Annotated in this window: 18 protein-coding genes and 2 pseudogenes; 10 read left to right on the top strand and 10 right to left on the bottom strand. The window is 63.3% G+C overall.

Annotated features, from left to right (window positions below; genetic code table 11):
• Window positions 1-139 precede the first annotated feature (139 nt).
• The gene (locus F6X59_RS03745; protein ID WP_152954655.1) at window positions 140-1,063 is read left to right on the top strand and encodes a LysR family transcriptional regulator; all 924 of its coding nucleotides are present in this window, start codon (window positions 140-142) and stop codon (window positions 1,061-1,063) included.
• A 71-nt stretch (window positions 1,064-1,134) separates the two neighbouring features.
• Window positions 1,135-1,647, top strand: a complete 513-nt coding sequence (locus tag F6X59_RS03750; protein ID WP_152954657.1) for a DUF962 domain-containing protein — start codon at window positions 1,135-1,137, stop codon at window positions 1,645-1,647.
• Here F6X59_RS03750 and pcaC read toward each other — a convergent pair.
• The 7 genes from pcaC to pcaR form a co-directional block, all read right to left on the bottom strand.
• On the bottom strand, window positions 1,644-2,036 hold the full coding sequence (gene pcaC, locus F6X59_RS03755) for a 4-carboxymuconolactone decarboxylase (RefSeq protein ID WP_028635111.1): 393 nt from the start codon (window positions 2,034-2,036) through the stop codon (window positions 1,644-1,646). The two genes, F6X59_RS03750 and pcaC, sit on opposite strands and share 4 nt — an antisense overlap.
• Before the next feature lie 10 nt (window positions 2,037-2,046).
• Window positions 2,047-2,838 (bottom strand): 3-oxoadipate enol-lactonase, encoded by a 792-nt coding sequence (gene pcaD, locus F6X59_RS03760; RefSeq protein ID WP_372240291.1) that lies wholly within the window; start codon window positions 2,836-2,838, stop codon window positions 2,047-2,049.
• Window positions 2,839-2,849: 11 nt separating this feature from the next.
• On the bottom strand, window positions 2,850-4,202 hold the full coding sequence (locus F6X59_RS03765) for a 3-carboxy-cis,cis-muconate cycloisomerase (protein ID WP_152954660.1): 1,353 nt from the start codon (window positions 4,200-4,202) through the stop codon (window positions 2,850-2,852).
• Between the two features lie 9 nt (window positions 4,203-4,211).
• Window positions 4,212-5,501, bottom strand: a complete 1,290-nt coding sequence (locus F6X59_RS03770; RefSeq protein ID WP_152954662.1) for an MFS family transporter — start codon at window positions 5,499-5,501, stop codon at window positions 4,212-4,214.
• A gap of 188 nt (window positions 5,502-5,689) precedes the next feature.
• Window positions 5,690-6,895, bottom strand: a complete 1,206-nt coding sequence (gene pcaF / locus F6X59_RS03775; RefSeq protein WP_178083378.1) for a 3-oxoadipyl-CoA thiolase — start codon at window positions 6,893-6,895, stop codon at window positions 5,690-5,692.
• A gap of 153 nt (window positions 6,896-7,048) precedes the next feature.
• Window positions 7,049-8,392 (bottom strand): MFS transporter, encoded by a 1,344-nt coding sequence (locus F6X59_RS03780; protein ID WP_152954664.1) that lies wholly within the window; start codon window positions 8,390-8,392, stop codon window positions 7,049-7,051.
• Between the two features lie 291 nt (window positions 8,393-8,683).
• The gene (gene pcaR, locus F6X59_RS03785; protein ID WP_218572242.1) at window positions 8,684-9,559 is read right to left on the bottom strand and encodes a pca regulon transcriptional regulator PcaR; all 876 of its coding nucleotides are present in this window, start codon (window positions 9,557-9,559) and stop codon (window positions 8,684-8,686) included.
• Window positions 9,560-10,018: 459 nt separating this feature from the next.
• Here pcaR and F6X59_RS03790 point away from each other — a divergent pair, with 459 nt between their 5' ends.
• Together F6X59_RS03790 and F6X59_RS03795 are read left to right on the top strand one after the other, a co-directional pair.
• The gene (locus F6X59_RS03790; protein WP_027917930.1) at window positions 10,019-10,219 is read left to right on the top strand and encodes a hypothetical protein; all 201 of its coding nucleotides are present in this window, start codon (window positions 10,019-10,021) and stop codon (window positions 10,217-10,219) included.
• 316 nt (window positions 10,220-10,535) lie between these two features.
• A complete protein-coding gene (locus F6X59_RS03795; RefSeq protein ID WP_152954668.1) occupies window positions 10,536-12,008 on the top strand; it encodes an inorganic phosphate transporter in 1,473 nt (490 codons plus the stop codon).
• 58 nt (window positions 12,009-12,066) lie between these two features.
• Here F6X59_RS03795 and F6X59_RS03800 read toward each other — a convergent pair whose 3' ends face one another.
• Window positions 12,067-13,542, bottom strand: coding sequence for a helicase HerA-like domain-containing protein (locus tag F6X59_RS03800; protein WP_152954671.1), 1,476 nt, complete (start codon window positions 13,540-13,542; stop codon window positions 12,067-12,069).
• A gap of 166 nt (window positions 13,543-13,708) precedes the next feature.
• Here F6X59_RS03800 and F6X59_RS28885 point away from each other — a divergent pair.
• The 5 genes and pseudogenes from F6X59_RS28885 to F6X59_RS03820 all read left to right on the top strand — a co-directional run.
• Window positions 13,709-14,725 (top strand): annotated as a pseudogene (locus F6X59_RS28885) (cache domain-containing protein); the annotation flags it as partial.
• Window positions 14,726-14,986: 261 nt separating this feature from the next.
• Window positions 14,987-15,583, top strand: a pseudogene (locus F6X59_RS28890) (methyl-accepting chemotaxis protein); the annotation flags it as partial.
• A 197-nt stretch (window positions 15,584-15,780) separates the two neighbouring features.
• The gene (locus tag F6X59_RS03810; RefSeq protein ID WP_152954676.1) at window positions 15,781-16,902 is read left to right on the top strand and encodes a glycosyltransferase family 1 protein; all 1,122 of its coding nucleotides are present in this window, start codon (window positions 15,781-15,783) and stop codon (window positions 16,900-16,902) included.
• Window positions 16,895-17,659, top strand: coding sequence for a DUF2334 domain-containing protein (locus F6X59_RS03815; protein ID WP_152954677.1), 765 nt, complete (start codon window positions 16,895-16,897; stop codon window positions 17,657-17,659). The genes F6X59_RS03810 and F6X59_RS03815 overlap by 8 nt, the downstream gene beginning before the upstream one ends.
• Entirely contained in the window at window positions 17,656-18,648 is a 993-nt protein-coding gene (locus F6X59_RS03820) for a lysylphosphatidylglycerol synthase transmembrane domain-containing protein (RefSeq protein WP_152954680.1), read from the top strand. Before F6X59_RS03815 ends, F6X59_RS03820 begins: the two co-directional genes overlap by 4 nt.
• 180 nt (window positions 18,649-18,828) lie before the next feature.
• Here the strand turns inward: F6X59_RS03820 and purU are convergent, their stop codons facing one another.
• Window positions 18,829-19,680: a formyltetrahydrofolate deformylase gene (gene purU / locus F6X59_RS03825; RefSeq protein WP_023378897.1), complete on the bottom strand. Its 852-nt coding sequence runs from the start codon at window positions 19,678-19,680 to the stop codon at window positions 18,829-18,831.
• Between the two features lie 297 nt (window positions 19,681-19,977).
• On the opposite strand from purU, the gene mvaT reads away from it, so the two are divergent.
• On the top strand, window positions 19,978-20,355 hold the full coding sequence (gene mvaT / locus F6X59_RS03830; protein WP_152954681.1) for a histone-like nucleoid-structuring protein MvaT: 378 nt from the start codon (window positions 19,978-19,980) through the stop codon (window positions 20,353-20,355).
• A 70-nt stretch (window positions 20,356-20,425) separates the two neighbouring features.
• Here the strand turns inward: mvaT and sbcB are convergent, their stop codons facing one another.
• Complete coding sequence (sbcB, locus tag F6X59_RS03835) at window positions 20,426-21,862, bottom strand: exodeoxyribonuclease I (protein ID WP_346653493.1); 1,437 nt, start codon at window positions 21,860-21,862, stop codon at window positions 20,426-20,428.
• Window positions 21,863-21,881: the final 19 nt, after the last annotated feature.

A 21,881-nucleotide genomic window follows, 5' to 3' on the forward strand; every position in this document is an offset into this window, starting at 1 on the left:
TGGCCTTTCGCGGTTTTATCCGCGAAAGGCCAGCAGCCCTTTCAAATAACCAATAGAAATAAACAAATCAATAAACCTTCTTTGACGGAATATTAAGCAACCGCTTAAATTGAGCCCCGTTCCACCGCAGAGCCTCGACATGGACCTTCGCCAACTGCGCTACTTCATCGCCCTCACCGAATACCGCAGTTTCGTTCGCGCCGCCGAAGCCATGGGCATCACCCAACCCGCCTTCAGTCGGGCCATCCAGGGCCTGGAACAAACCTTCGGCTGCCCCTTGGTCGACCGCGCCAGCAAAGCCCTGCCCCCTACCCCCGAGGGCCTGGTGGTACTCCAACACGCCCGCCGCCTGGTGCAAGGCGCCACTCAGCTGAGCAACGAAGTGCTGCAGATGACCAAGCTCGACGCGGGTGAACTGCATTTCGGCAGCGGCCCGGCCCTGGCCGTGCGCCTGGTCCCGCAAGCACTGCAACATTTCATTGCCAGCCACCCCGGTATCCGCACGGCACTGATGGTGGACAATGCCGAGCGCCTGGGCCAGGCCCTGCGCCGCGAACAGATCGAGTTCTTCGTAGACGACATCCGCCCCTTCGAAGCCGACCCCAACTTCCACACCGAACCGCTCACCCCGCGCCCCGGGCTGTTCTTCTGCCGCCCTGGCCACCCGCTGCTGGCCAAGGACAGCCTGTCGACCAACGACCTGTTCGCCTACCCCTTGGCCAGCGCCCTGCTCGCCCCCGGCGTGCGCAAGCGCCTGGCCAACCTGAGCGGGCGCAGCGACTTCGTCCCGCACTTGCAGACCGAGCATCTGGCGGTGTTGCGCAGCGTGGTGCTGGCCAGCGATGCCGTGGGTACGGCCAGCGAAGAAGCCGTGGCCGACGACCTCGCCAGCGGGCACCTGGTGCGCCTGCACTGGCGCAACCTGCCACCGGCACTGGAGGTGCTGAGCGTGCGTTGCGGGGTAGTCAGCCGCAGCGGCTACCGGTTGTCACCGGCGGCACGGGCGATGATCGAGACCCTGGTGGGGCTGGATGCGCCAATGCGCGCTGCTGCCATTCGCTGAACTGATGATGGTGGTGGCTGCGGGCTATTCTCAGCTATATCGAGACATCGGCCCCCCAGGGAGGAACAACAATGAAAACCCTCGTCGAACACCTGAGCCAATACGCCAACTACCACCGCGACCCCCGCAACATCACCACCCACTTCGTCGGCATTCCGCTGATCGTGGTAGCCGTCACTGTGCTGCTGTCGCGCCCCGGCTGGGACGTTGCAGGGATCTGGTTATCCCCCGCCCTGCTCGCCGCAGCCGCTGCCGTGCGGTTCTACCTGCGCCTGGACCTGCGCTTCGGGCTGGTCATGGGCCTGTTGCTGGGCCTGTGCCTGTGGATCGGCCAGGCACTGGCCACGCAATCCACTGGCCTGTGGCTCAGCGCCGGGCTGGGGGCGTTCGTGGTGGGCTGGATCATCCAGTTCGTCGGGCATCATTACGAAGGCCGCAAGCCGGCATTCGTCGACGATATCAGCGGGCTGATCATCGGCCCGCTGTTCGTGGTGGCTGAAGCGGCGTTCATGTTGGGCCTGTGCCCGGCACTGAAACAGGCCGTGGAAGCCAATGCCGGGCCGGTGGCCATACGCGGGGTTTAACCCCGCGACTCTACGCCCAGCTCATCCCACACCGACTCGGCCAGGTGGAAGGTGGCATTGGCTGCCGGGATGCCGCAATAGATCGCGCTCTGCATCAGCACTTCCTTGATCTCGTCACGGGTCACGCCGTTGTTGGCCGCGGCGCGCAGGTGCAGCTTGAGCTCGTCATTGCGGTTCATGCCGATCAACATGGCGATGGTGATCAGGCTGCGGGTATGACGCGGCAGGCCTGGGCGGGTCCAGATGTCACCCCAGGCGTGCCGGGTGATCATTTCCTGGAATTCGCCGTTGAAGTCGTTGAGCTTCTCCAGGCTGCGATCCACATGGGCATCGCCCAGTACCGCGCGGCGAACCTGCATGCCGGCGTCGTAACGTTGTTTCTCATCCATGGCCAATTCCTCAGCGAGCCAGCAGGAAGTCGAGCACGCGGCGGCTGAACGCCTCGCCGATCTCGACGTTGGACAGGTGCGCGGCCGGGAACTCGGCGTAGGTGGCACTGATGATACCGGCCTGCATGAAGCGGCCATGCTCAGGCGTGGTGACCACGTCTTCGGTACCGGCGACGATCAGTGTGGCCACCTGGATGCGGCCCAGTTGCTCACGGAAGTCGGCGTCACGCACGGCCGCGCAGTTGGCGGCATAACCTTCAGGGCTGGTCTGTGCCAGCATCTGGCAGATGCGCTGGGCCTCTTGCGGCTGCTGCTGGGCAAACGCCGGGGTGAACCAGCGAGCGATGGACGCATCGCGCAGGTCGACCATGGCTTGCTGGCCGCCCTTGAGCACGGTGTCGATACGGGTGTTCCACACCTCGTCGTTGGCAATTTTGGCGGCGGTGTTGCACAGGGTCAGGCTGTGCAGGCGCGCGCCTGCATGAATACCCAGCCACTGGCCGATCAGGCCGCCCATGGACAGGCCGACGAAGTGCGCGTGCTGGATGTCCAGCGCGTCGAGCAGCGCCAGTACATCCTGGCCCAGTTGCTCGACGCTGTACGGGCCTTCAGTGACCTGCGAAGCGCCGTGGCCACGGGTGTCGTAGCGCAACACGCGGAAGTGTTCGCTCCACAGCGGGATCTGGCTGTCCCACATGCCAAGGTCGGTACCCAGCGAGTTGGACAGGACCAGCACCGGCGCATCGGCCGGGCCGTCGAGTTGGTAGTTCAGTACGCCATCGGCCAGTTGCAAGTGCGCCACAGCGGTCTCCTTCAGGCAGTCAAACGTTGATGTTCAGCCACGGCGCGCGCCACCCAGACGCGGGCCTGGCCGAGGTAATGGGCAGGGTCGAGCAGGCGGTCGAGTTCTTCCGCGCTCAGTTCGGCACTGACCTGCGGCTCGTCACCCAGTACGGCGCGCAAATGGCGCTGTTCGGCCACGGCCCGCTGGCAGCACTGCTCCAGCAAGTGGTGGGCACGGTCACGGCCCAGGCGCTGGGCAAGCACGATGCTGACCGCCTCGGCCAGCACCAGGCCCTGGGTCAGGTCGAGGTTGCGGCGCATGCGCTCGGCGTCCACTTCCATGCCTTCGGCGATCACCTGGGCCTGGCGCAGGGCGCCAGAAACCAGGCAGCAGATGTCCGGCAAGGTTTCCCATTCGGCATGCCACAGGCCGAGGCTGCGCTCGTGCTCCTGGGGCATGGCGGCGAACAGCGTCGACAGCAGGCCCGGCACGCGGGTAGCAGCGCCGATCAGCACGGCGGCGCCCACCGGGTTGCGCTTGTGCGGCATGGTCGAGGAACCGCCCTTGCCCGGCGCGGACGGCTCGAACACCTCACCGGCTTCGGTCTGCATCAGCAGGCTGACATCACGGCCGAACTTGCCCAGGCTGCCGGCAACCAGGCCCAGCACCGAAGCGAACTCCACCAGGCGATCACGCTGGGTGTGCCAAGGTTGCTCGGGCAAGCTCAGCTGCAGTTGTTCGGCCAGCGCTTCTGCCACCGGCATGGCTTTGCTACCCAGGGCTGCCAGGCTGCCAGATGCACCGCCAAACTGCAGCACCAGCAAACGCGGGCGCAGTTCCTGCAGGCGCTGGCGATGGCGGGTCAATGCACCGAGCACACCCGCCAGCTTCATGCCCAAGGTCACTGGCGTGGCGTGTTGCAGCCAGGTGCGGCCAACCAGCGGCGTGTCGGCATGCTGCAGGGCCTGACGCGCCAGGGTCTCGGCCAGCTTGCCAAGGTCTGCTTCGACCAGGTCCAGTGCCGCGCGCAACTGCAAGACCAGCCCGGTATCCATCGCATCCTGGCTGGTGGCGCCCAGGTGCACGTAGCGTTCGGCTTCAGGCACACCACTGGCGATTACCTTGCCCAGCGCCTTGACCAGCGGGATCGCCGAGTTGCCGGCGGTGGCGATGGCATCGGCCAGGGCGCGCACGTCATAGCGCTCGGCCTGGCAGGCCGCTTCGATGGCCGCCACGGCACTGTGCGGCACCAGGCCGGCAGCGGCCTCGGCACGGGCCAGCGCGGCCTCGAAGTCGAGCATGCCCTGCAGGCGGCCACGGTCGGAGAATACGTCGCGCATGGCCGGCGCGGTGAAGTAGGCGTCGAACAGTTGGTTGCTCATGCAACGTCCTTAATCATCGTGGTGCAGGTATTGCGCCTGCTTCGGCAGGCGCAGGCTGAACAGGAAGGCAATTGCCATCATGGCCGTCACGTACCAGTAGAAGGTGTTTTCCATGCCCAGGGTCTTCAGGCCCAGGGCGACGTATTCGGCCGAACCACCGAACGCTGCGTTGGCCACCGCGTAGGCCAGGCCCACGCCCAGCGCACGGACCTGCGGCGGGAACATCTCGGCTTTCACCAGGCCACTGATCGAGGTGTAGAAACTGACGATGCACAGGGCCAGGGTGATCAGCACGAAGGCCATGAACGGGCTGGTCACGGTCTTCAGCGCCATCAGCAGCGGCACGGTGCAGATCGTGCCCAGCGCGCCGAACAGCAGCATCGAGTTACGCCGGCCGATGCGATCGGAGAGCATGCCGAAGAACGGCTGCATCACCATGTACAGGAACAGCGCTCCCGTCATCACGAAACTGGCCGTCTTCGCATTCATGCCTGCGGTGTTGACCAGGTACTTCTGCATGTAGGTGGTGAAGGTGTAGAAAATCAGCGAGCCACCGGCGGTGTAGCCCAGCACGGTGATGAACGCTGCGGTGTGGTTGCGGAACAGCCCCTTGATGGTGCCGGCGTCCTTGTCCTTGCGGGTTTCGGCGCTGCTGGTCTCGTGCAGCGAGCGGCGCAGCATCAGCGAAATCAGCGCGGCGATGGCGCCGACCACGAACGGAATGCGCCAGCCCCAGGCACGCAGCTCTTCCTCGGTCAGCAGCTGTTGCATGATTACCACCACCAGCACCGCCAGCAACTGGCCACCGATCAGGGTCACGTACTGGAACGACGCGAAGAAGCCGCGTTGACCGCGCAGGGCCACTTCACTCATGTAGGTCGCGGTGGTGCCGTACTCACCCCCCACCGACAGGCCCTGGATCAGCCGCGCGAGCAGCAGCAGCGCCGGCGCCCAGGCGCCGATGCTCGAGTAGGTCGGCAGGCAGGCGATCATCAGGGAGCCGAAGCACATCATCAGCACCGAGATCATCAGGGAATTCTTGCGGCCATGGCGGTCGGCCAGGCGGCCGAAGATCCAGCCACCGATCGGACGCATCAGGAAACCTGCAGCAAATACACCAGCCGTGTTGAGCAACTGCACGGTGGGGTCGTCGGAGGGGAAGAAGGACGCGGCGAAGTAGATCGCGCTGAAGGCATAGACGTAGAAGTCGAACCATTCCACCAGGTTGCCCGAAGAGGCACCGACGATGGCGAAGATGCGTTTGCTGCGCTCTTCACCGGTGTAATAGGTTGAGGTCATGGTGTGTTTACTCCTGAAGGGTCACAGGTAAGTCTAGACATACCTAGTAACACACTCGTTCCGCCTGCAGGCTGGCAATTGGCCTTGTGTCGTAAGTGCCGGCCTCTTCGCGGGTAAACCCGCTCCCACAAAGGGAGGCGTGGTTCCCCCTGTGGGAGCGGGTTTACCCGCGAAGAGGCCGGTACAGATCAAACCCGCTCGATGGCCAGCGCCAGGCCTTGGCCGACGCCCACACACATGGTCGCCAGGCCCTTGCGGCCACCGCTCTTCTCCAGCTGGTGAAGCGCAGTCAGCACCAGGCGCGCACCGCTCATGCCCAGCGGGTGGCCCAGGGCGATCGCGCCGCCGTTGGGGTTCACCTGCGGCGCATCGTCGGCCACACCCAGCTCACGCAGCACCGCCAGGCCTTGGCTGGCAAAGGCTTCGTTGAGCTCGATCACATCAAAATCATTGACCGCCACACCCAGGCGCTCGGTCAGCTTGCGCACCGCCGGCACCGGGCCGATGCCCATGACTCGCGGGGCAACACCGGCGCTGGCCATGCCCAGTACGCGGGCACGTGGGGTCAGGCCGTGCTTCTTCACCGCCTCGGCCGAGGCCAGGATCAGTGCCGCAGCGCCATCGTTGACGCCCGAGGCGTTGCCTGCGGTGACTGTCTTGTCCGGGCCATTGACCGGTTTGAGTTTGGTCAGCGCTTCCAGGGTGGTCTCCGGGCGCAGGTGCTCGTCACGCTCGACGATGGTTTCGCCCTTCTTGTGGGCGATACGCACCGGCACGATCTCCTCGGCGAAGAAGCCGGCGGCCTGGGCCGCAGCAGCCTTCTGCTGGCTGCGCAGGGCGAAAGCGTCCTGGTCAGCGCGGGAAACCTTGTAGTCGTCAGCCACGTTGTCGGCGGTTTCCGGCATGGCGTCGACGCCGTACTGGCTCTTCATCAGCGGGTTGATGAAACGCCAGCCGATGGTGGTGTCTTCCAGCTTCATGTTGCGCGAGTAGCCGCTTTCGGCCTTGCCCATGACGAATGGCGCACGCGACATCGACTCGACGCCGCCGGCAATCACGAACTCCATCTCGCCGCTGGCAATGGCGCGGAAGGCCGTGCCGATAGCGTCCATGCCCGAAGCGCACAGGCGGTTCAGGGTCACGCCCGGGACGCTCTCTGGCAGGCCAGCCAGCAGCAGGGCCATGCGCGCGACGTTGCGGTTGTCTTCACCGGCCTGGTTGGCGCAGCCGAAGAACACTTCGTCGAGCTGGTCCCACTGCACCGACGGGTTGCGTTCGATCAGCGCCTTCAGCGGCACGGCCGCCAGGTCGTCGGCACGCACGCCGGCCAGGGCGCCGCCGAAGCGGCCGATCGGGGTGCGGATGGCGTCACAGATAAATACTTCACGCATCAGGCTTCTCCTGCCAGGGGTGCTACGTTGCGCCCAGATTAAGGAGACAGGGGGGTCGCTTACAATTCGATAATCGACTATTCGTGCGATTATCGAACCAAATGTTACCCCACTATCCCTCTTCGCTTACGGGGCCGCGGTGCGGTCCCCGCCTGCTCAGGTCGCGTCGGCGTGGCTCACCAGCCCTTTGACGATCACGCCCACCGTCGCCAGCGCCGCCGGCACCAGCAATGCAGTCAGAACCTGCTCGAAGTTCCAGCCCAGGCCCAGCAGCGTCGCGCCGCTCCAGGCCCCGAGGATCGCGCCGAAGCGGCCGATGCCCAGCATCCACGATACGCCTGTGGCGCGCGCTTGGGTCGGGTAGAACCGTGCAGCCAGCGATGGCATGGCCGACTGCGCGCCGTTCACGCACATGCCGGCGACCAGCACCAGGGTGGCAAGCACGGTGATGTTGCCCAGGCTCTGGCCGACAGCGTAGGCAAATACACCGGCCAGCAGGTAGAAGATGCCGATGACCTTGTGCGGGTTGAAGCGGTCCATGGCCCAACCCACCCCTACGGCGCTGAGCACGCCGCCGAACTGGAACAGCGCACCGATGAACGCGGCCTGTTCCATGCTGGCACCGCTGTCGCGCATCAGTGTCGGCAGCCAGCTGGTCAGCAGGTAGACGATCACCAGGCCCATGAAGTAGGTCAGCCACAGCAGCACCGTGCCCAGGCCGTAAGTCCCGGAGAAGATCACCGCAAACACGTTGCGTGCAGCCACAGCCTTCTGCTCCGGCACACTGAAGCTGGCCGCCTGCGCCACCACCGCCGGCGCGATCGGCGCCAGGGTCTTGCGCACCTTGTCGTTACCACGGTTGCGCACCACCAGGAAGCGCGCCGACTCCGGCAGCCAGACCATCAGCACCACGGCCAGCAGCAGCGGCAGCACGCCACCGATCACCAGCAGGCTGTGCCAGCCGTAGGCCGGGATCATCTTCGCCGAGATGAAACCACCACCGGCCATGCCCAGGTTGAAGCCGCAGAACATGCTGGTCACCAGCAGCGACTTGAGGCGCTCCGGGGTGTATTCGGACAGCAGCGTGGTGGCATTGGGCATCCCCGCCCCCAGCCCGAGGCCTGTCAGGAAGCGCAGCACCAGCAGTTGGTCTACGTTGCCAGCATAGGCCGAAGCCAGGCTGAAACCACCGAACACCAGCACTGCACCGACCAGCACGCCCTTGCGCCCGAAACGGTCGGCCAGCGGCCCGGAACCCAGGGCGCCGAACACCATGCCGATCAACGCGGCGCTCATCACCGGGCCGAGGCTGGCACGGTCGATGCCCCACTCTTGCGACAAGGCTGGCGCGATGAAGCCCATGGCAGCCGTATCAAGGCCATCGAGGAAGACAATCAGAAAGCAGAGGATTACTACGCGCCACTGATAGCGCGACAGCGGTTGCTCATTGATGAATGACTGTACGTCGAGATTATTCCCGACAGACTGTGGTTGGTTCATTGTTGTTATCCAGAAAGGGGCACGGTCGGGCCACTGCACTTGGGTCAACAGCACAGGGCTTGATTATCGATGAAGTGCGGCCTGAATCAGCCTGGATACAACGGTACTGCGAACGGGTGCGGCCGCGGCAGTCGAGTGACAGTGGTCATGGGATGCGCCTCATATGTTTTTCTTGTATCGGTCGGCAGAGCCGACCGTTGCGAGAGACATTAATCAGCGATGGGGGGAGGCGCAATTGACCCGAAGCGACACTGTGCGTTTATCGAACAGGAAACAGTGCTGCCCCTGCCGTCAACCGAACAACTGGTGGCAGAGATCGCGGCTGGCCGCCAGCAGGATCGGCAGGAAGCGCTGCTCCAGTTCGCTGCGCGTCACCCGACCGACGTGCGTGCTCACGTTCAGCGCTGCCAGCACCTGCCCGGACGCATCATAGATAGGCACGGCGATCGAGCGCAGCCCCTGCTCCAGTTCCTGGTCGACCACGCACCAGCCCTGCTCCCGCACTTGCTGGATGCAGGCGAACAACGACTCGGGGTCATTCAGGGTACGGCTGGTGCGCGCCTTGAGGTCGGCGCGCTCGAGGTACTCGCGCAGACTGGTGTCGTCCATCGCCGCCAGCAGGATGCGGCCCATGGACGTGCAATAGGCTGGCAACCGACCACCGACCGACAGGTCGACCGAAATCAGCCGCTCCACCGTCGCCGAACGGGCTATATAAAGAATGTCGTCGCCTTCGAGGGTGGCCATGTTGGCAGCCTCGTGCAACTGGTCGCTGATACGGTCCAGATAAGGCTGGGCCGATACCGCCAGCGGCGTCGACGACAGGTAGGCATGGCCCAGGGTCAGCACTTTCGGCAACAGCGAATAGGTGCGCCCGTCGGTGGTGGCGTACCCCAGCTTGATCAGCGTGTGCAGGCAACGGCGCACGGCGGCCCTGGGGATTTCGGTGCGATGACTGATCTGGGCGATGGTCAGGTGGCGCTTGCGCTCCTGGAAGGCCTGGATCACCGCCAGGCCACGCGCCAGGGAGGTCATGAAGTCAGGGTCACCGGTAAACGCCTGGATGCGCTTGGCCGCCGAAGCCACGATCGGCGGTGCCAGCGCAGGTGCGCTTGGACGGGGCGCCTCTGGGTTGGCAGATTCGTTGGCCATGGTTTCGTCGTTCATCGCTCACCTCAAAAAAATCACTGGCTCGTGCGATTATCGAACGAACGGCCGATAATCGCAATTGACCGCCGACAAATTTACTTATACCTTTCTCCTGCCACATGTGGCTTCTTTGGAGAGACTGGTCAGGTACCCACCGTAGAAGTCCCCAGGCAACGGCCTCGCCTCGTGCGGGGCCGTTTTATTTCTGCCTTGCGGTAAAACGGCAGCGAACTATTCCAGGCGTTGTTTGCTCAAAGTTTGTACAGGCCGCCTGGGTCTTGAAACTTTGCACACTGTTGTATAAATAACCCTGTTTGGCGATTTACCGATTGCTATAATCGATTCCGCTGGCCCGGATCGATACGCCGGCAATGCGCAATACTGGCCCGGCTTTCATCCGCCAACCAGCACGTCGTGTGCATGGGCAACTTGCACCTGCATGCAACACCCGCCACTTCTACTCATTCAGGTATTACTGTGACGAAAGATGAACTGCGCGCAGAACTCGAGCGCCAGGCAGAACGTTACAAGGAAGTTTACGGTGGTGAAGTCACCACCTATGCCGCGCAACCGGAACCGGAACGCAAGCCGTGGCGCAAACGTGCCACCGTCCAGGACCAGGCCTTCAGCCAGGAACTGGAAAAAATGGAAAAGGAGCTGCGCAGCGAGCAGCCCTGAGCTGCCCTCTGCACCGCCCCTCACGTCGCGGGCCACCCGCCCTCGACGCGGCCGATCTTTACCGAATGGCCGAGGATGAAATGGAATTACACAAATTTCATACAACCGTTTGAAGCCTTACGGCACAGAGATTTTCCCAGAAATTTAACGAATTTTTGGCGATTTCCTGATTTTTAACGGAACTTTTTCCGCCAGATCCCGTCACCTGCTGGGTTGAGAGCGCGCTCGAAAAGCCGCCATCGGTCAGCAGTGGGTGCATCGATTGCCAAGGTTTTCTGGCATAATCCCGCCCCCCTATGACCGCCAGACAACCTTCATGATCGATTTATTCAGCGGACTGGATGCCTGGGTACTGGTGAGCCTGCTGCTCGCCCTGACCTTCGTGCTCGCATTCGAGTTCATCAATGGCTTTCATGACACCGCAAACGCGGTAGCCACCGTCATCTATACCAAAGCCATGCCACCACACCTGGCCGTGTTCTTCTCCGGGGTGTTCAACTTCCTCGGCGTTCTGCTCGGTGGTGTCGGGGTGGCCTACGCCATCGTGCACCTGCTGCCGGTCGAGCTGCTGATCAATGTGAATACCGGGCATGGCCTGGCCATGGTCTTCTCGCTGCTGGCCGCTGCCATCACCTGGAACCTCGGGACCTGGTACTTCGGCATCCCTGCTTCCAGTTCGCACACCCTGATCGGCTCGATCCTTGGCGTGGGCCTGGCCAACGCACTGATCAACGACATCCCGCTGGGCGATGGGGTCAACTGGCAGAAGGCGATCGACATCGCCATGTCGCTGGTGGTCTCGCCGATCGCCGGCTTTGCTGTCGCCGCGCTGGTGCTGGTCGGCCTGAAATGGTGGCGCCCGCTGTCGAAGATGCACAAAACCCCGGACCAGCGCCGCAAGCTCGACGACAAGAAGCACCCACCGTTCTGGAACCGCCTGGTCCTGGTGATTTCGGCCATGGGCGTCAGCTTCGTGCACGGCTCCAACGATGGCCAGAAAGGCATCGGCCTGATCATGCTGGTGCTGATCGGTATCGTACCGGCCAAGTTCGTCCTCGACCTGAACAGCACCACCTACCAGATCGAGCGCACCCGCGACGCCACCCTGCACATGAGCCAGTTCTACCAGCGCAACGCCGCCACCCTGGGCGAGTTCCTGGCACTGGGCAAGGCCAAGTCGACCGACCTGCCGGAGAAGTTCAGCTGCAACCCGCAGCAGACCGAACCGACCATCGCCGCCCTGCAGTCCTCGCTGCAAGGCGTGACCGACTACCACGCGCTGGATGCCGAGAAGCGTGTTGAAGTGCGCCGCTACCTGCTGTGCCTGGACGACACCGCGAAGAAGGTCGGCAAGCTGCCTGGCCTGGAAGCCCGTGAAAAGGCCGACCTCGAGAAGCTGCGCAAGGACCTGACTGCCACCACCGAATACGCCCCGTTCTGGGTGATCGTGGCCGTCGCCCTGGCCCTGGGCCTGGGCACCATGGTCGGCTGGAAGCGCGTGGTGCTGACCGTCGGTGAGAAGATCGGCAAGCAGGGCATGACCTATGCCCAGGGCATGTCGGCGCAGATCACCGCAGCCTGCGCCATCGGCATGGCCAACGTGTTCGCCCTGCCGGTATCGACCACCCACGTGCTGTCGTCTGGTGTTGCCGGCACCATGGTCGCCAACAAGAGCGGCCTGCAAGGCGGCACCGTGAAGACCATCCTGCTGGCCTGGGTCCTGACCCTGCCGGCCTCGATGGGCCTGGCGGCCGGGCTGTTCTGGCTGGCCTCCAAGGCACTGGCCTGAGCGATTGCGCTGCACTGAAAAAGGCGCCTCATGGCGCCTTTTTCGTGGGTGCAGGAAGTTATTTCTTCTTGCCACCCAGCAACGACCCCATCAACCCACGCACCAACTGTCGCCCCAACTGGTTGGCTGCCTGGCGCACCGCCGACTTGATCGCCTGCCCCGCCGCGCTCTGCAAAAAGTCCCCTGCCTTGTCGGCGAAACTCTCTTCATCCGCTTTCGGCACTGGCACCGGCTCCACTGCCTCACCTTTACGCTGAGTCAGCATTTCATAGGCCGACTCCCGGTCAATCGCCTTGTCATACCGCCCCAGCAAGGGTGAAGCCGCAATCAACGCACTGCGCTCTGCCCCACTCAACGGCCCGATCCGCGATTGCGGTGGTGCGATCAGCACCCTCTGGACCATCGCTGGCGTGCCCTTGTCTTCCAGGGTGCCGACCAACGCCTCGCCAATCCCCAGCTCGGTCAGCACCGCCAGGCTGTCGAACGCCGGGTTCGGGCGGAAGCCATCAGCCACGGCCCTGAGCGATTTCTGCTCTTTGGCGGTAAAGGCACGCAGACCGTGCTGGATACGCAAACCCAACTGGGCCAATACGCTATCGGGCAGATCGCCCGGCGACTGGGTGACGAAATACACCCCAACGCCCTTGGAACGGATCAGCCGCACCACCTGCTCCAGACGGTCCTGCAGCGCTTTCGGCGTGCCGTTGAACAACAGATGCGCCTCATCGAAGAACAGCGCCAGCACCGGTTTGTCGGCATCACCGCGCTCCGGCAACTGTTCGAACAGCTCGGCCAACAACCACAGCAGGAAGGTCGCGTACACTTTCGGCGCCTCATGCACCAGCCGGCTGGCGTCGAGCAAGTGGATACGCCCACGGCCATCGGTATCCGGCCGCAACAGGTCCTCCAGTTGCAGCGCCGGCTCACCAAACAACGCCTCGGCACCTTGCTGCTCCAGGGTTGCCAGCCGGCGCAGCAAGGCCTGGGTCGAGCCGGTGGTCATCAGCGCGCTGTCTTCGCCGAGCAGTTGCGGGTTGTCCTTCAGGTGCGCCAACAGGGCCTTGAGGTCTTTCAGGTCGAGCAGCAACAAGCCTTCGCGATCCGCCACCTTGAACGCCGCATACAACGCGGCCTGCTGGCTGTCGGTCAATTCCAGCAGGTTGCCGAGCAACAACGGGCCCATTTCACTGAGCGTGGTCCGCAACGGATGACCGGACTGCCCCGCCACATCCCAGAGCGTTACCGGATAGGCTTTTGCCGTGTGCCCGAGCCAGGGCATGCCAGCAATCCGCTCGGCCACTTTGCCTTGTGGCACACCTGCCGCCCCCAGGCCGCACAGGTCGCCTTTGACGTCTGCCGCGAACACTGCCACGCCAGCATCGCTGAACACCTCCGCCAGGTGCTGCAGGGTCACGGTCTTGCCGGTGCCGGTGGCACCGGCGACCAGGCCATGGCGATTGGCCAGGCGCATGGCTTGCTGCACTGGCTGCCCGCTCGGGTCAGCGCCTACAACTATGGTCGAAGTATCCGACATCTCTCTAATCCCCCGCTCAAGCTTTGGCTTAATTCGGCCGATACCTTTGGGTGATATTCGCCTTAATAGACAGGAGCAACCGAAAAAGGACTTTTCGGGATGTTGCACTGTTTGCAGCGACACCGTGCGAACGCCCGATAAAAACCTTAGCGGAACCGATTACGCCATGAACAAAAACCTGCGTTTCAGCCACAAGATTCTTTTGGCTGCGTCATTGATCGTGATACTCGCCTTCAGCCTGTTCACCCTTTACAACGATTACCTCCAGCGTAATGCGATCCGCGAGAATCTGGAGAATTATCTGGCTGAAATGGGCGAATCCACTTCGACCAACATCCGCAACCTGTTCGATGGCCGTATCAAGCTGGTGGAAAACCTGGCGCAGAACATTGCCCAGCAACCGGCCAACGCCGAAACACTGATGGGCCAGAATGCCCTGATATCGAGCTTCCTCACCGTTTACCTGGGCAAGGTCGATGGTGGTTTCAGCGTGCGTCCAGACACCAAGATGCCTGATGGCTACGACCCGCGCAGCCGCCCTTGGTACAAGGACGGCATGAACGCCCAGGGCACCATTCTCACCGAGCCGTACATCGACATGGCCACCAACAAGATGGTCATCGGCATCATCAGCAAGGTTTCCGCCAGCGTCGGTGTGGTCGGTGGCGACCTGGCCCTCGATGGCCTGGTGCAGATCATCAACTCGCTGAACTTCGGCGGCATGGGTTATGCCTTCCTGGTCAACGACCAGGGCAAGATCCTGGTCCACCCGGACAAGGACCTGGTGATGAAGTCGCTGTCGGACCTGTTCCCGCAGGACACGCCGAAACTGTCCGGCGCGCTGACCGAAGTCAGCGCCAATGGCCAAGCCCGCCTGCTGACCTTCACCCCGATCAAGGGCCTGCCCTCGGCCAACTGGTACATCGGCCTGTCGGTGGACAAGGACAAGGCCTTTGCCATGCTCAGCACCTTCCGCACCTCGGCGGTGATCGCCACCTTGGTGGCGGTGGTGATCATCATCGGCCTGCTCGGCCTGCTGATCCGCGTGCTGATGCAGCCGCTGCACACCATGACCCGCGCCATGGAAGACATCGCCGAAGGTGAAGGCGACCTGACCAAGCGCCTGAGCATCCACAACCACGACGAGTTCGGCATCCTCGGCAAGGCCTTCAACCGCTTCGTCGAACGTATCCACGGCTCGATCCGCGAAGTGTCGTCGGCGACCGAGCAGGTCAACGAAGTGGCCCTGCGCGTGATCAGCGCCTCGAACTCGTCGATGGCCAACTCCGACGAGCAGTCCAACCGCACCAACAGTGTCGCGGCGGCCATCAACGAACTCGGCGCCGCCGCCCAGGAAATCGCCGGCAATGCCGCCCAGGCCTCGCAGCACGCCAGCTCTGCGCGCCTGCTGGCCGAGGAAGGCCAACAGGTGGTGGAGCGCAATATCGCCGCGATGAACCGACTGTCCGACCTGATCGTCACCTCGAGCGCACACATCGAGACGCTCAACAGCAAGACCGTGAACATCGGCCAGATCCTCGAAGTGATTACCAGCATTTCCCAGCAGACCAACCTGCTGGCACTCAATGCCGCGATCGAAGCGGCCCGCGCCGGTGAGGCCGGGCGTGGTTTTGCCGTGGTCGCCGACGAGGTACGCAACCTGGCGCACCGCACCCAGGAGTCGGCGCAGCAGGTGCAGACCATGATCGAAGAGCTGCAGGTCGGCGCCCGCGAGTCGGTTGACACCATGGGCCAGAGCCAGCGCCACAGCCAGGACAGCATGCAGATCGCCAACCAGGCCGGCGAGCGCCTGGACAGCGTGACTGTGCGTATCGGCGAAATCGACGGCATGAACCAGTCGGTGGCCACCGCCACTGAAGAGCAGACCGCCGTGGTCGATTCGATCAACATGGACATCAACGAGATCAACATGCTCAACCAGGAAGGTGTCGAGAACCTGCAGGCCACCCTGCGCGCCTGCTCGGACCTGGAGCAGCAGGCCACCCGCCTGAAACACCTGGTTGGCAGCTTCCGTATCTGACCAACAGGCCGCGTCGCCTGCCTCGCGGCCAAAGCCGCTCCTACAGGATTGAGGAAATCCCTGTGGGAGCGGCGTTAGCCGCGAACAATCCAGCACCGCCCTCCCGCCCAACCCCGATCGAACAAACTATCCTTCAGGTAGGTCAACCTTTAGGCGCGTCATCACCAGATGACAGACCCGAAGACGATCCCGGAGGGATGCTGATCGTGCACATCGCCGACATCACCATGTTCTACGCCCCGGCCAGCGGCGGCGTGCGGACTTACCTCGACGCCAAACACCATCGCCTCGACGCGCTAGCGGGCGTACGCCACAGCCTTCTGATCCCCGGCCCCAGCGCCAGCCATGCCGATGGCATCTACCAGGTCCCCGCACCGCCCTTGCCGTTCGGCAAAGGCTACCGTTTCCCGGTGCGCCTGGCGCCCTGGTGCAACGTGTTACGCCGTCTCAAGCCCGACCTGATCGAAGTCGGCGACCCGTACCTTACCGCCTGGGCAGCGCTGGAAGCCCGGCGCCAGCTCGACGTGCCGGTGATCGGCTTCTACCACTCCGACCTGCCACTGCTGGTGAGCAACCGCATGGGCAACTGGTTCACACCCAATGTCGAAGCCTATGTCAGCAAGCTGTACGGCAATTTCGACCGGGTGCTGGCGCCGAGCCTGGTGATGGCCGACAAGCTGCGCCGCCTCGGCGTGCGCGACGTGCACGTGCAGCGCCTGGGTGTCGACCTGCAGACCTTCCACCCTGACCATCGCGACCCGCAACTGCGGGCCCAGTTGGGCATCGCCGATACCAGCCGCCTGCTCATCTATGCCGGGCGCGGTTCACGGGAGAAGAACCTGCCGGTGCTGCTGGAATGCATGCAACACCTCGGGCAGCCCTATCACCTGTTGCTGGTCGGTTCGAACATGCCGGCCAGCGTGCCCGAGAACGTCAGCGTCATCGGCCAGTTCCGCCCGCCGCAGGAAGTCGCCCGCCTGATGGCCAGCGCCGACCTGCTGGTGCATGCCGGCGACCAGGAAACCTTCGGCCTGGTCATCCTCGAAGCCATGGCCAGTGCCACGCCGGTCGTCGCGGTTCGCGCCGGGGCCTTCGGCGAGATCGTCAACGAACAGTGTGGCCGCCTGTGCCAGGCCAACGATGGCCAGGCCATGGCCCTGGCCGTGCGCGAAGCGTTCGAAGCCGGCGTGCGTACGCTCGGCGCCCAGGCCCGCCGCCATGTGGAGCAACACTATTCATGGGACAACGTGGTCACCGGCCTGCTGCAGCACTACCAGGCCGTGCTCGGCCACCAACCGCAGGTACGCGCCCATGGCTGAGCCCGGTAATGCCGCAGGCAGCCTGATGCTGGTGCTGCACGATATTGCGCCCGAAACCTGGCCTGACTACCAGCCGTTCGTGCAGGCCGTGGACGAGATGGGCAATGTGCCAATGACCTGGCTGGTGGTGCCAGACTTCCACCACCGCAACCCGCTGACCCGCTCACCGACCTTCTGCCGCCTGCTCGAACGGCGCCTGGCCCGCGGTGACGAACTGGCCCTGCACGGCTTTTACCACGCCGACGACGGCCCAACGCCGCGCAGCCTCGGCGAATACTTCATGCGGCGTATCTACACCCATGAAGGCGAGTTCTATGCCCTTGACCAGGCACACGCCCTGCAGCGCCTGGAACAAGGCCTGGCGCTGTTCGCCGGGCAAGGCTGGCCAGTGGCCGGCTTCGTCGCCCCGGCCTGGCTGATGAGCCAAGGCACCCGGCAGGCCCTGAGCCAGCTGCCGCTGCGCTACACCAGCACGCCCCAGCACCTTTATCGCTTGCCGGACTTCACCGCGTTCGAGGCACCGGGGCTGGTATGGAGCGCGCGCAGCGCGTGGCGCCGGGGGCTGTCGCGGGTGGTCTGCGACTGGCAGTGCCGGCGCTGGCGCACCGCTGAAACCCTGCGCCTGGGTTTGCACCCGGTGGACATGCGCCACCGCTCAGCGCGCAATTACTGGCTGCGCACCCTCGACAGCCTGCTGCTGCAAGGCCGCGAGCCGCTGACCAAGTCGGCCTGGCTGGAGCGCCAGGTGATCGCATGAACCGCCTCGGCTGGCTAAGCCTGGCACTGGTCGGCGCCCTACTGGTGCCGGCATTGCTCGGCGGCAACGAACTGCTGCCCAGAGTGGCGACCTTCGACATCCGGCTATTGCTGGCCCTGCTCGGCATGATCCTGCTGTGCTGGGTGATCAATGCCATGCGCCTGCGCCTGCTGCTCGGCCAGCAAGCGCGGCAGCTTGGCCGTGTGCGCAGCCTCGGCGTGGTGATGGCCACCGAGTTCGCCATCTGTACCACCCCTGGCGGCAGCGGCGGCCCGATCACCCTCATGGCCCTGCTCGCCCGTGACCGCATCGGGCCGGCGCGCAGCGGCGCGGTGTTTGCCATGGATCAGCTGAACGACCTGCTGTTCTTCTTCTGCGCGATGCTGGCGATTGCCGGCTATGCCCTGTTCCACAGCCTCGGGCGCAGCCAGCAAAGCATGCTGCTGGGCAGTGCGCTGCTGCTGTGCGCTGCCCTGGCCATTATCGTGGTACTGCTGCGTTATCGCCGGGCGCTGATGCGCTTCAACGGGCGCGTGCTGCAGCGCCTGGGCATGCCTGGCAAACGCAGACGCCGCTGGGCCCGCAAAGTCTTGCATTTCATCGATGCCCTGGCACAGACCTGGCAGTTGCCAAAACGCACCCTGGCGCTGGTGTTCAGCCTCACCTGCCTGCACTGGAGCCTGCGCTACAGCGTGCTGTACTTGGTGCTGCAGGGCCTGGGGGTGGAGCTGTCGTGGATCCCGAGCTTCCTGGTACAGATGCTGGCGCTCAGTGCCGGCCAGTTCAGCCTGCTACCGGGTGGCGCCGGTGCCGCCGAGCTGACCTCGGCCAGCCTGCTGACACCGCTGGTGGGCAGTTCGACAGCCGCAGCGGCAATCCTGATCTGGCGAGCGATCACTTACTACTTTTATCTGCTGGCGGGCGGGCCGGTGTTTGTCTGCCTGCTGGCGCGTCCGTTGCTGGAGCGCTGGCGGCGTCAGGCGGGTTGAGCTGGCGCCACAATTGGGCGGCATCGGGGAAATCGGTACCGTCGTCTTCGCTCAGGGCTTGGGGGTCGTAGCGGGCCAGGCAGCCTTCGCCGAGGGTGGGCGGGGGGGAGGCGGTGGGATTGTTACGCTTGGCCATATTCGTTCCCCGTCAAAAGGGGGCGCTGCGCGCCCCACTCACTATCAGTCGAATACCACGGTCTTGTTGCCATGCACCAGCACGCGGTCTTCCAGGTGATAGCGCAGGCCACGGGCCAGCACCATCTTCTCGACGTCACGGCCAAAGCGGACCATGTCCTCGATGCTGTCGGCGTGGCTCACACGCACCACGTCCTGCTCGATGATCGGGCCGGCGTCCAGCTCTTCAGTCACGTAGTGGCAGGTTGCACCGATCAGCTTCACGCCACGCAGGGCTGCCTGGTGATACGGCTTGGCGCCGACGAACGACGGCAGGAAGCTGTGGTGGATGTTGATGACCTTCTCGGCATAGTCCTGGCACAGTTGCGGCGGCAGGATCTGCATGTAACGCGCCAGCACCACCACGTCAGCCGCGTGCTCCTGGACCAGGCGCGACACTTCGGCAAAGGCCGGGGCCTTGTCCTTGGGGTCAACCGGCACGTGGAAGAACGGAATGCCGTGCCACTCGACCATGCTGCGCAGGTCGTTGTGGTTGGAAATCACGCAAGGGATCTCGCAATCCAGTTCATCGGTGTGCCAACGGTGCAGCAGGTCGGCCAGGCAGTGCGATTCGCGGCTGGCCATCAGCACCACGCGCTTCTTCTGCGCCGAGTCGGTGATACGCCAGGTCATGGAGAACTCTTCGGCGATCGGCGCGAAGGCTTCGCGGAACGCCTCGATACCGAATGGCAGCGATTCAGCGCGGATTTCATGGCGCATGAAGAACCAACCGCTCTGCTCATCAGAGTGGTGGCTGGCTTCGTTGATCCAGCCATTGTACAAGGCCAGGAAATTACTGACTTTCGCCACGATGCCAACACGGTCGGGGCAGGCGATCACCAGACGATAGGTGCGCATGAATTAAGACTCCAGAACTTCGCAAAGGCGCTCATTCTAGCGGCCCGACCAGAAAAACGCAGTAATCATTGCACCTGCCGGTAGCGCCATGCCCGGCCAGCCTGGCTGTGAACCCGGCTACTACAGCCGGGTGACAATCAGCTCGAAGTGCAGGGTCCTATGTAAATTTTTCTTAATCTTGAGATATTTTGTCACAGGGCTAATAACAGTTAAGTGCCGAATAATATGTTTACTTGAGAGTATCGCCTGTCTATTATTGCCTCACACATTTCTGAACACGCATTAAAGGAACACTCCATGTCCCTGATCAACGAGTACCGCGCTACCGAAGAAGCCATCAAGGAACTTCAGGCCCGCCTGGCCAACCTGTCGCAGGATGACAAGCTGAAGAAAGAACTGGAGTTCGAAGGCAAACTGCGCACCCTGATGGGCGAATACTCCAAGTCGCTGCGCGACGTCATCGCCCTGCTCGACCCAGAGTCGAAACTGAGCAAAGGCCCACGCGGTGCAGCGAAACCTGTCGCTACCAAGCGTGCGCGCAAGGTCAAGCAATACAAAAACCCGCACAATGGTGAAGTGATCGAAACCAAAGGCGGCAACCACAAGACCCTGAAAGAATGGAAAGCCAAATGGGGTGGTGACGTGGTTGAAAGCTGGGCGACCCTGCTGGACTGATTGTCCACAGCCACCCGCTACCTATACAAACAAGAACGCCGGCATGATGCCGGCGTTTTTGTTTGCTCACTCAACAGCGGATAGCAAACTGCTCACTCAAGTTGCGGGCATGCACCTGCCAGGCGTCCAACACCCGCCGCCCGGCCTCGTCGGCGTTGGCCCAGGCGCTCAGCCTGGCCTGCTCGAAATCACCCAGCGTGTTCGGTGCGCCCCACTGCGGGTCGCTCAGGCGCTGCTGGCAGAAGCCATACCAGCGCTGGCGCTCTTCGCTGTTCAAGGTCTCCGGGAAGTTACGGGCGCGGTAACGGAACAATAACTCCGGCAAGCGTGGATCATCGAACATCCAATGGCCGTGCCCTAATTGCGCAGGATCCAGCGTGCGAACTTGCTCGCACAAGCGACGGTCGCGGTCACCGATGAAACCGTCATACAACTGCTGTTCCGGGTCTTCAACCGCAGCGAAATCCTCCTTGCCATAGATAATCTCCAGCTTGTCTTGCCATAGCGCCTGTTGATTAGCCAACTGTTCAGCGCGTGATTGCATCAGTGCCAGATCGATACCCAGTCGCTGCTGATCTGCGGGGCGCAATACCGACAGCGGAGCGACTACCGGGCAGCGGTTGATCTGCACCAACTTGAGCGGCACCGGCAATTGCCCTTCCGATAATTCTTCATGCCGAGTATACAAACGCTCACGCAGTACCTCGGCACTTTCCCTTATCAAGGGTAGGGTTTCCTGATGCAGGTCGCACACAATCAGTGCATTGCGATTACGCGGGTGCCAGGCCAATGGCAGGACCACCCCCAGATAATTACGCGCTGCGGAAAAGCGCCCGGATATATGCACCAATGGCTGCAATAGACGGACCTGCTCCATCACTTTGTGCTTGCTGCGCAACTGGAACAGCCACTCGTACAACTTAGGTTGTTTCTGCCTGATCAGGCGTGCCAGGGCAATCGTGGCCCGTACGTCGGAAAGCGCTTCATGGGCATGCCCATGGTCGATGCCATTGGCCTGGCTGAGCAGTTCCAGGCGCAGGCTGGTGCGCCCGTCCTGTTGCGGCCAGACGATGCCTTCCGGACGCAGGGCGTAGGCAGTGCGCACCACGTCGATCAGGTCCCAGCGGCTGTTGCCGCCCTGCCACTCGCGGGCATAAGGGTCGAAGAAGTTGCGGTACAGGCTGTAGCGGGTCACTTCATCATCGAAGCGCAGGGTGTTGTAGCCAGCACTGCAGGTGCCAGGGCGCGCCAGTTGCTCGTGGACCCGGGTCATGAACTCGGCTTCGCACAGGCCCTGGTTGGCGAGTTGTTCGGGGGTGATGCCAGTGACCAGGCAGGCGGCCGGGTGCGGCAGAATATCGTCCGAGGGGCGGCAATAGAGGTTGATCGGGTCTTCGATCTCGTTGAGTTCGAGATCGGTGCGCACACCTGCGACCTGCAGCGGTCGGTCGCAGCGCGGGTTGATGCCGGTGGTTTCGTAGTCGTGCCAGAAGATGCTGGAAGTCACGGGGTCGTCCTGTTTCGAG

Origin of the sequence: Pseudomonas sp. MN1F (assembly GCF_009391885.1) — a bacterium.
In the GTDB taxonomy this organism is placed as follows: domain Bacteria; phylum Pseudomonadota; class Gammaproteobacteria; order Pseudomonadales; family Pseudomonadaceae; genus Aquipseudomonas.

Excerpts from the sequence above, each read along its gene's own strand:
- F6X59_RS03745 (WP_152954655.1), top strand. The coding sequence starts at position 140 with ATGGACCTTCGCCAACTGCGCTACTTCATCGCCCTCACCGAATACCGC.
- F6X59_RS03750 (WP_152954657.1), top strand. The coding sequence starts at position 1,135 with ATGAAAACCCTCGTCGAACACCTGAGCCAATACGCCAACTACCACCGC.
- pcaC (WP_028635111.1), bottom strand. The coding sequence starts at position 2,036 with ATGGATGAGAAACAACGTTACGACGCCGGCATGCAGGTTCGCCGCGCG.
- F6X59_RS03765 (WP_152954660.1), bottom strand. The coding sequence starts at position 4,202 with ATGAGCAACCAACTGTTCGACGCCTACTTCACCGCGCCGGCCATGCGC.
- F6X59_RS03770 (WP_152954662.1), bottom strand. The coding sequence starts at position 5,501 with ATGACCTCAACCTATTACACCGGTGAAGAGCGCAGCAAACGCATCTTC.
- F6X59_RS03780 (WP_152954664.1), bottom strand. The coding sequence starts at position 8,392 with ATGAACCAACCACAGTCTGTCGGGAATAATCTCGACGTACAGTCATTC.
- pcaR (WP_218572242.1), bottom strand. The coding sequence starts at position 9,559 with ATGAACGACGAAACCATGGCCAACGAATCTGCCAACCCAGAGGCGCCC.
- F6X59_RS03795 (WP_152954668.1), top strand. The coding sequence starts at position 10,536 with ATGATCGATTTATTCAGCGGACTGGATGCCTGGGTACTGGTGAGCCTG.
- F6X59_RS03800 (WP_152954671.1), bottom strand. The coding sequence starts at position 13,542 with ATGTCGGATACTTCGACCATAGTTGTAGGCGCTGACCCGAGCGGGCAG.
- F6X59_RS03810 (WP_152954676.1), top strand. The coding sequence starts at position 15,781 with ATGCTGATCGTGCACATCGCCGACATCACCATGTTCTACGCCCCGGCC.
- F6X59_RS03815 (WP_152954677.1), top strand. The coding sequence starts at position 16,895 with ATGGCTGAGCCCGGTAATGCCGCAGGCAGCCTGATGCTGGTGCTGCAC.
- F6X59_RS03820 (WP_152954680.1), top strand. The coding sequence starts at position 17,656 with ATGAACCGCCTCGGCTGGCTAAGCCTGGCACTGGTCGGCGCCCTACTG.
- purU (WP_023378897.1), bottom strand. The coding sequence starts at position 19,680 with ATGCGCACCTATCGTCTGGTGATCGCCTGCCCCGACCGTGTTGGCATC.
- mvaT (WP_152954681.1), top strand. The coding sequence starts at position 19,978 with ATGTCCCTGATCAACGAGTACCGCGCTACCGAAGAAGCCATCAAGGAA.